Origin of the sequence: Streptomyces sp. NPDC085927, from assembly GCF_044540975.1 — a bacterium.
Lineage (GTDB): Bacteria > Actinomycetota > Actinomycetes > Streptomycetales > Streptomycetaceae > Streptomyces > Streptomyces hirsutus.
The window spans coordinates 1063994-1070640 of the sequence record NZ_JBITSN010000001.1 but is presented as its reverse complement, the minus strand read 5'-3'; the positions used below and the strand labels follow the sequence as shown (position 1 = coordinate 1070640).

The 6647-nt window shown below is 68.2% G+C and carries 5 protein-coding genes and 2 rRNA genes (1 of these 7 cut by a window edge); all 7 read left to right on the top strand.

The window, feature by feature from the left end; all coding sequences use genetic code 11:
- Nucleotides 1-1175 (top strand): 23S ribosomal RNA (locus ACIF80_RS04930) (it extends 1721 nt beyond the left edge of the window).
- Between the two features lie 89 nt (nt 1176-1264).
- Nucleotides 1265-1381: ribosomal RNA gene (rrf, locus tag ACIF80_RS04925) — 5S ribosomal RNA — on the top strand.
- 65 nt (nt 1382-1446) lie between these two features.
- Nucleotides 1447-2094, top strand: a complete 648-nt coding sequence (locus ACIF80_RS04920) for an HAD family hydrolase (protein ID WP_399799329.1) — start codon at nt 1447-1449, stop codon at nt 2092-2094.
- 86 nt (nt 2095-2180) lie between these two features.
- Complete coding sequence (locus ACIF80_RS04915) at nt 2181-2930, top strand: VC0807 family protein (protein ID WP_399799327.1); 750 nt, start codon at nt 2181-2183, stop codon at nt 2928-2930.
- Between the two features lie 66 nt (nt 2931-2996).
- Nucleotides 2997-4262, top strand: coding sequence for an MFS transporter (locus tag ACIF80_RS04910; protein ID WP_399799324.1), 1266 nt, complete (start codon nt 2997-2999; stop codon nt 4260-4262).
- Nucleotides 4213-5385 carry an acetoin utilization protein AcuC gene (locus ACIF80_RS04905; RefSeq protein ID WP_399799321.1) on the top strand — a complete coding sequence of 391 codons (1173 nt, stop codon included), beginning with the start codon at nt 4213-4215 and terminating at the stop codon, nt 5383-5385. The genes ACIF80_RS04910 and ACIF80_RS04905 overlap by 50 nt, the downstream gene beginning before the upstream one ends.
- Nucleotides 5386-5737: 352 nt before the next feature.
- A complete protein-coding gene (locus tag ACIF80_RS04900) occupies nt 5738-6523 on the top strand; it encodes a phosphatase (protein WP_399799480.1) in 786 nt (261 codons plus the stop codon).
- The last annotated feature ends 124 nt before the right edge of the window (nt 6524-6647 follow it).

Sequence of the window (6647 nt, the reverse complement as noted above, 5' to 3'; positions counted from 1 at the left end):
CCTGAGCTGGGTGTGGCCGCAGAGACCAGCGAGAAGCGACTGTTTACTAAAAACACAGGTCCGTGCGAAGCCGTAAGGCGATGTATACGGACTGACGCCTGCCCGGTGCTGGAACGTTAAGGGGACCGGTTAGTCACTCTTCGGGGTGGCGAGGCTGAGAACTTAAGCGCCAGTAAACGGCGGTGGTAACTATAACCATCCTAAGGTAGCGAAATTCCTTGTCGGGTAAGTTCCGACCTGCACGAATGGCGTAACGACTTCTCGACTGTCTCAACCATAGGCCCGGTGAAATTGCACTACGAGTAAAGATGCTCGTTTCGCGCAGCAGGACGGAAAGACCCCGGGACCTTTACTACAGTTTGATATTGGTGTTCGGTTCGGCTTGTGTAGGATAGCTGGGAGACCGTGAACCCTGGACGCCAGTTCAGGGGGAGTCGTCGTTGAAATACCAGTCTGGTCGTGCTGGATGTCTAACCTGGGTCCGTGATCCGGATCAGGGACAGTGTCTGATGGGTAGTTTAACTGGGGCGGTTGCCTCCTAAAGAGTAACGGAGGCGCCCAAAGGTTCCCTCAGCCTGGTTGGTAATCAGGTGTTGAGTGTAAGTGCACAAGGGAGCTTGACTGTGAGACCGACGGGTCGAGCAGGGACGAAAGTCGGGACTAGTGATCCGGCGGTGGCTTGTGGAAGCGCCGTCGCTCAACGGATAAAAGGTACCCCGGGGATAACAGGCTGATCTTCCCCAAGAGTCCATATCGACGGGATGGTTTGGCACCTCGATGTCGGCTCGTCGCATCCTGGGGCTGGAGTCGGTCCCAAGGGTTGGGCTGTTCGCCCATTAAAGCGGTACGCGAGCTGGGTTTAGAACGTCGTGAGACAGTTCGGTCCCTATCCGCTGTGCGCGTAGGAGTCTTGAGAAGGGCTGTCCCTAGTACGAGAGGACCGGGACGGACGAACCTCTGGTGTGCCAGTTGTCCTGCCAAGGGCATGGCTGGTTGGCTACGTTCGGGAGGGATAACCGCTGAAAGCATCTAAGCGGGAAGCCTGCTTCGAGATGAGGACTCCCACCTCCATGAGAGGGTAAGGCTCCCAGTAGACGACTGGGTTGATAGGCCGGATATGGAAGCACGGTAACGTGTGGAGTTGACCGGTACTAATAGGCCGAGGGCTTGTCCTCAGTTGCTCGCGTCCACTGTGTTGGTTCTGAAACCACGAACGACCCCATGCCCGGTCACGGCGTGGTGCGGTTGAAGTGTTTCATAGTGTTTCGGTGGTCATAGCGTAAGGGAAACGCCCGGTTACATTCCGAACCCGGAAGCTAAGCCTTACAGCGCCGATGGTACTGCAGGGGGGACCCTGTGGGAGAGTAGGACGCCGCCGAACAATTCTTAGAAGGGGAAAGCCCCGTGCCATTCGGCACGGGGCTTTCCGCGTTTAGGGTCGGGGTCATGCGCTATGACCTGGTTATTTTTGACAATGACGGTGTCCTCGTCGACAGCGAGCCCATTTCCAACCGGCTACTGGCCGGCCACCTCACCGAGCTCGGGCATCCGACGTCGTACGAGGACTCCATCCGGGACTACATGGGGTCCGCCATGCATCGGGTGCACGACCTGGTGGAGGAGCGGACCGGGCAGCGGTTGCCGGACGACTTCGACGACGTGTTCCATGCCCGCGTCTTCGCCGCGTTCGAGCGGGAGCTGAAGCCGGTGGCCGGTGCTGCCGATGTGCTGGAGGCGCTGGCGGCCGAGGGGGTGCCGTACTGCGTGGCCTCGTCCGGGAGCCACGAGCGGATCAGGGTGGGGCACCGTACGACCGGGCTCGACCGGTGGTTCGACGACGAGCGGATCTTCAGCTCCCAGGATGTGGGGCGGGGCAAGCCGGCTCCGGACCTGTTCCTGTACGCGGCGGAACGGATGGGTGTCGCTCCGGCGCGGTGTGTCGTGGTCGAGGACAGCCCGCTGGGCGTACAGGCGGCGGTCGCGGCCGGGATGGACGTGTACGGGTTCACCTCGATGACACCCGCGGAGAAGCTGGTGGGGGTCACCCGACTCTTCGCGGAGCTGCGGGAGTTGCCGGGCCTGTGGGCGGAGTGACCCGCGTCCGCGGCTGACAATTGTCATGCGGAGCAGCGGACGTTCGTTTCTACTGCCGGGCCGGGGCCGGCCACGAAGCTGGGTGCATGACGACGAACTCGGTTACTCCCAGCAGCAGGCGACGGACCTTTCTGCCGATCGTCCTCGACGTGGCGGCGCCGATCGGGGCGTACTACCTCCTGAGGAACGGGTTCGGGATGAGCGCGTTCGCCTCGCTCGCGTGGAGCAGCGTCATACCGGCCGTACGGACCGGGTGGGCGGCGGTGGCGGAGCGGACGCTCAACGCCTTCGCCGCGCTCATCCTCTTCGTGAACGTGGTCTCGCTGCTGCTCGGCTTCGTCTCGGGTGACGCCCGGCTGATGCTCGTCAAGGAGAGCGCGGTGGGCAGTGTCATCGGTATCGGGGTGCTGGTGTCCGTGATGCTGGGCAAGCCGATGATGACCACGGGCATGAAGCCGTGGGTGACCAGGGGGCAGGCCGCGCGGGAAGCGGCATGGACGCGGCTGGAGTCCGGGGCGGAGGCGTTCCGGCGGGCCGAGCGGAGGTTCTCCGTGGTGTGGGGCGCGGCGCTGCTCGGGGAGTGTGTGGTGCGGGTCGTCGGGGCGTACTCCCTGCCGGTGGACACCATGGTCTGGCTCGGCACCGTCATCATGATCGTCACGATGGGCGGGGCGTTCCTGGTCGGTGGGGCGCTGGGGGCCGGTCCCATGCTGGCCATGGTGGCCGCCGAGGCGAAGACACCGGGGGCCGTGGTCCCCGCTCCCGCAGCGGCTCCCGCAACCTCTTCCGGCGTCGTCACCGCTCCCGGCGTCGTCGCCACTCCCGAACTCCGTTGAAACTGAGCACAATTCACCTTTGGCCGGATCTACCCACCGGTACGCCGGGGCCCTACGCTCGCCGCCATGACTGATGTGCTGCGGCGCGGCAGGGCCTCGCTGGCGTTCGCCTTCCTGGTGCAGGGAGTCGCCTTCGCTCTGCTCGTGACGCGGATCCCGGCCATCCAGAACCGGTACGGGGTCTCCGACGCGCTGCTGCCCGCCTTCCTCGCCGCGGTGCCGGTGCTCGCCGGTATCGGGAGCGTGGCCACGGAGCGGCTGGTGAAGGCGGTGCCGCCGAGCCGGGTGCTGCGGTGGTCGCAGCCGGTCGTGCTGCTGGCGCTGCTCGGGGTCGGAGCGGGGGAGCACATGGCCGGGCTGGCCGTGGCGCTGGCTGTGTTCGGGCTGGCCGTGGGGGCGCTGGACGCCTCGATGAACATGCTCGGGGTGAGTCTCCAACGGGCATACGGACGCAGCATCATGCTGAGTTTCCACGCCGCCTACAGCCTGGGCGGAATCGCCGGGGCGTCGCTCGCGTGGGTGGGGGCGCACTGGCAGCTGGCGCTGTGGGTGTCGTACCTGCCGGTCGTGCTGGTGCTGATGCCGGCGGCGCTGGTCGGGAGCCGGTGGTACGTGGACCAGGAGCAGCAGGAGGGCCGGGGCGAGGAGCGGGGTCAGGAGCATGTCTCCGGGCCGGCCGCCGAGCGTGTGGACGGGACCGGGACCGGGACCGGGTCCGTGGCCTTCAAGCTGCTGCTGCCGTTGTGTCTGGTGATGACGGTGGCGTACATCGGGGACTCGACGGTCTCGAACTGGAGCGCGAAGTACCTCCAGGACGTGCTGGGGAGTTCGGAACAGATGGCGACCGTTCCGTACAACGTCTACATGGTCACCACGCTGCTGGGGCGGACGATCGGGGACTTCGGGGTGCGGCGCTTCGGTGCCGTGGCGGTGGTGCGGGCCGGAGCGCTGGTGGCGGCGGCGGGGTTCGCCGTGGTCGCCGGGGCGCCGGGGGAGTGGGTGGGGATGCTGGGGTTCACGCTGCTGGGACTGGGGCTCTGTGTGCTGGTGCCGCAGACCTTCGTGGCGGCGGGGCGGTTGTTCCCGGGGGCGTCCGACGCGGCCGTCGCACGGCTCAACGTCTTCAACTACGTGGGGTTCCTGATCGGCTCCCCGCTGGTCGGAGTGCTCGGGGATGTCTGGAGCTATCGCGGGGCGATGCTTGTGCCGATGGTGTTGGTCCTGGTGACACTCGTGTACGCCCGGTCGTTCACTCCTGAACCGGACCGATACGGTGGCGGGCATGAGCGGCCGCGCACAGCTGATGTGGGACGAGGCAGTAACGGGCTATGACTTCGGCCGGGACCATCCGATGGACCCGGTCCGGCTCGCGCTGACCCGGAGTCTGGTGAGCGCCCTGGAGCTGGACCGAGAGGTCACGGTGGTCGCGGCGAAGACGGCCGGTGAGTCGACGCTGCAGCTGGTGCACCGCGAGGACTACATCGGCGCGGTCCGGGCGGCGTCGGCGGATCCGGCGGCCGCGGACCAGTCGTACGGGCTGGGGACGATGGACGATCCCGCCTTCACCGGGATGCACGAGGCGTCGGCGCTGATCGCGGGGCAGTCCGTGGGCGCGGCGGAGGCCGTGTGGCGCGGAGAGGCGCTGCACGCCGTGAACTTCGCGGGCGGGCTGCACCACGCGATGCCGGGGGCGGCCTCGGGGTTCTGCGTGTACAACGACGCGGCGCTGGCCATCGCCCGGTTGCTGGAGCTGGGCGCCGAACGCGTCGCGTACATCGACGTCGACGTGCATCACGGGGACGGGGTACAGGCGGCGTTCTGGGAGGACCCGAGGGTCCTCACGGTGTCGCTGCACGAGCATCCCCGGACCCTGTTCCCGCAGACCGGGTGGCCGGAGGAGACCGGGGCGGACAGCGCGCAGGGCAGTGCCGTCAATGTCGCCCTGCCGGCCGGGACCGGGGACGAGGGATGGCTTCGGGCGTTCCACGCCGTGGTGCCGGAGCTGCTCGCGGACTTCCGGCCGCAGGTGCTGGTGACGCAGCACGGGGCCGACACGCACTTCGAGGATCCGCTGGCACATCTGGCGGTGTCGCTGGACGCGCAGCGCGCGGTGCAGGTGGCGTGCCACGAGCTGGCGCACGAGTACGCCGACGGCCGGTGGGTGGCGCTGGGCGGCGGCGGTTACGCGGTGGTGGAGGTCGTCCCGCGGTCCTGGACGCATCTGGTGGGGATCGCGGCCGGGAAGCCGGTGGATCCGGGGACGATGATCCCCGAGAGCTGGCGGCAGGAGGTGTACGCCCGGACCCGGCAGCTGGGGCCGATGCGGATGACCGACGGCCGGTGGCCCGTGTCCTGGGCCTCCTGGGAGGCCGGTTACGACCCGGCGGACCGGTTGGACCAGGCGGTCCTGGCGACCCGGCGCGCGGTGTTCCCGCTGCGGGGGCTGCTGCCCTAGGCCTACCGGGCGGGGGTGCGGCCCTGCGTTGTCGCTCCCGCGTGGTTACGCCGACCGTGCGGTGTTTCCCGGGTTCCGGGGGTGGCCCGGGACCGGATCGCGCACCATCGCTGCCGTGCCGACCACGACCGACCTTCCCCCCGGCCCGCCCGCCGGCCCGCCCCCTGGCCTGCCCGCCGAGCCTCCCCCCGGCCTATCCGCCGAGCCTCCCCCCGGCCTATCCGCCGAGCCTCCGCCCGGCCTATCCGCTGATCCGCCGGCCGGCCCTCCCGGCGACCCGTCCGCCGACTTGCCCGGCGGCCCGCCCGGCGGTCCGCCCGGCGGTCCGGGCGTCGCCGGTCTTCGTGCGCATCTGCTGGCCGCCCGGCTGTCCGGGACCGTGGCCACCACGAGGGAGGAGAGCCTGCGGAGCTACCGGCTCTTCGCCGCCCGGGACCCGCGCGCACTGATCGGCCTCGACCCCGAAGGGACGTGGGGGCAGCGGGAATTGATCGAACTGATGGCGGCCAGGTGTGGTGTTTCGGCCGATCCTCATCACGTTTCCGGGCATGATGTGATCGACCCGGAGCGGACCCTGGCCGCCCTGGACGCCTATGCGGAACGGGTCGCGGCCGCGGCCCAAAGCGGTGCGCCCGTGCTGCTCGGCACCGGTCACCCGCACAGGCTGCTCGGCTTCTACGCAGCCCTGGCAGACGCTCTGTCGGCGGCGGGATGTGAGGTCCTCACCCCTGCGCAGGGTCGCTGTGTCGACATAACGACCCGGTTCGGTCTACGCACGCACAACCTCGACTACGTACGAGGGGTCGCGCTGGTCCGGGGCGCACGTTCCGAACGCCCCGGTGGTGAACCCGGCGCACACACGCACTCCCCGCTCCCGGTTCGGACCGCGCTCGCCGCGGCCGCCGAGGCCGGCGGACCGCTTCCCGGGCTGGTGATCGGAGATCACGGCTGGGCCTGCGGGGCAGGTCAGCTGGGGTTCGAGGCCATCGCGCTGGCCGATGTGAACGACCCCGCCCCGTTCGTGGGGGAGGCCGAGGGGTGCCTCTCGGTGGTCGTTCCACTTGAGGACGGTGCGCGGTCCGCTTACTACCTGCCGCTGACCCGCTACGTACTCAATCGAGCGTGTCTGTCACAGTAGGCCGCCGATGGGTGCACCTCTTCCCCACTCGCATCACCCGCCCCTACATTGGGGAGTGAGCACGCAACGACGAAGAGTCACCGGAAGGGGAAGCCGGTGCCCGTCGAGTGCGGAAGGTTCAGGT

Coding starts and splice junctions, on each gene's coding strand:
- ACIF80_RS04910 (WP_399799324.1), top strand. CDS start 2,997: ATGACTGATGTGCTGCGGCGCGGCAGGGCCTCGCTGGCGTTCGCCTTC.
- ACIF80_RS04915 (WP_399799327.1), top strand. CDS start 2,181: ATGACGACGAACTCGGTTACTCCCAGCAGCAGGCGACGGACCTTTCTG.
- ACIF80_RS04920 (WP_399799329.1), top strand. CDS start 1,447: ATGCGCTATGACCTGGTTATTTTTGACAATGACGGTGTCCTCGTCGAC.
- ACIF80_RS04905 (WP_399799321.1), top strand. CDS start 4,213: ATGAGCGGCCGCGCACAGCTGATGTGGGACGAGGCAGTAACGGGCTAT.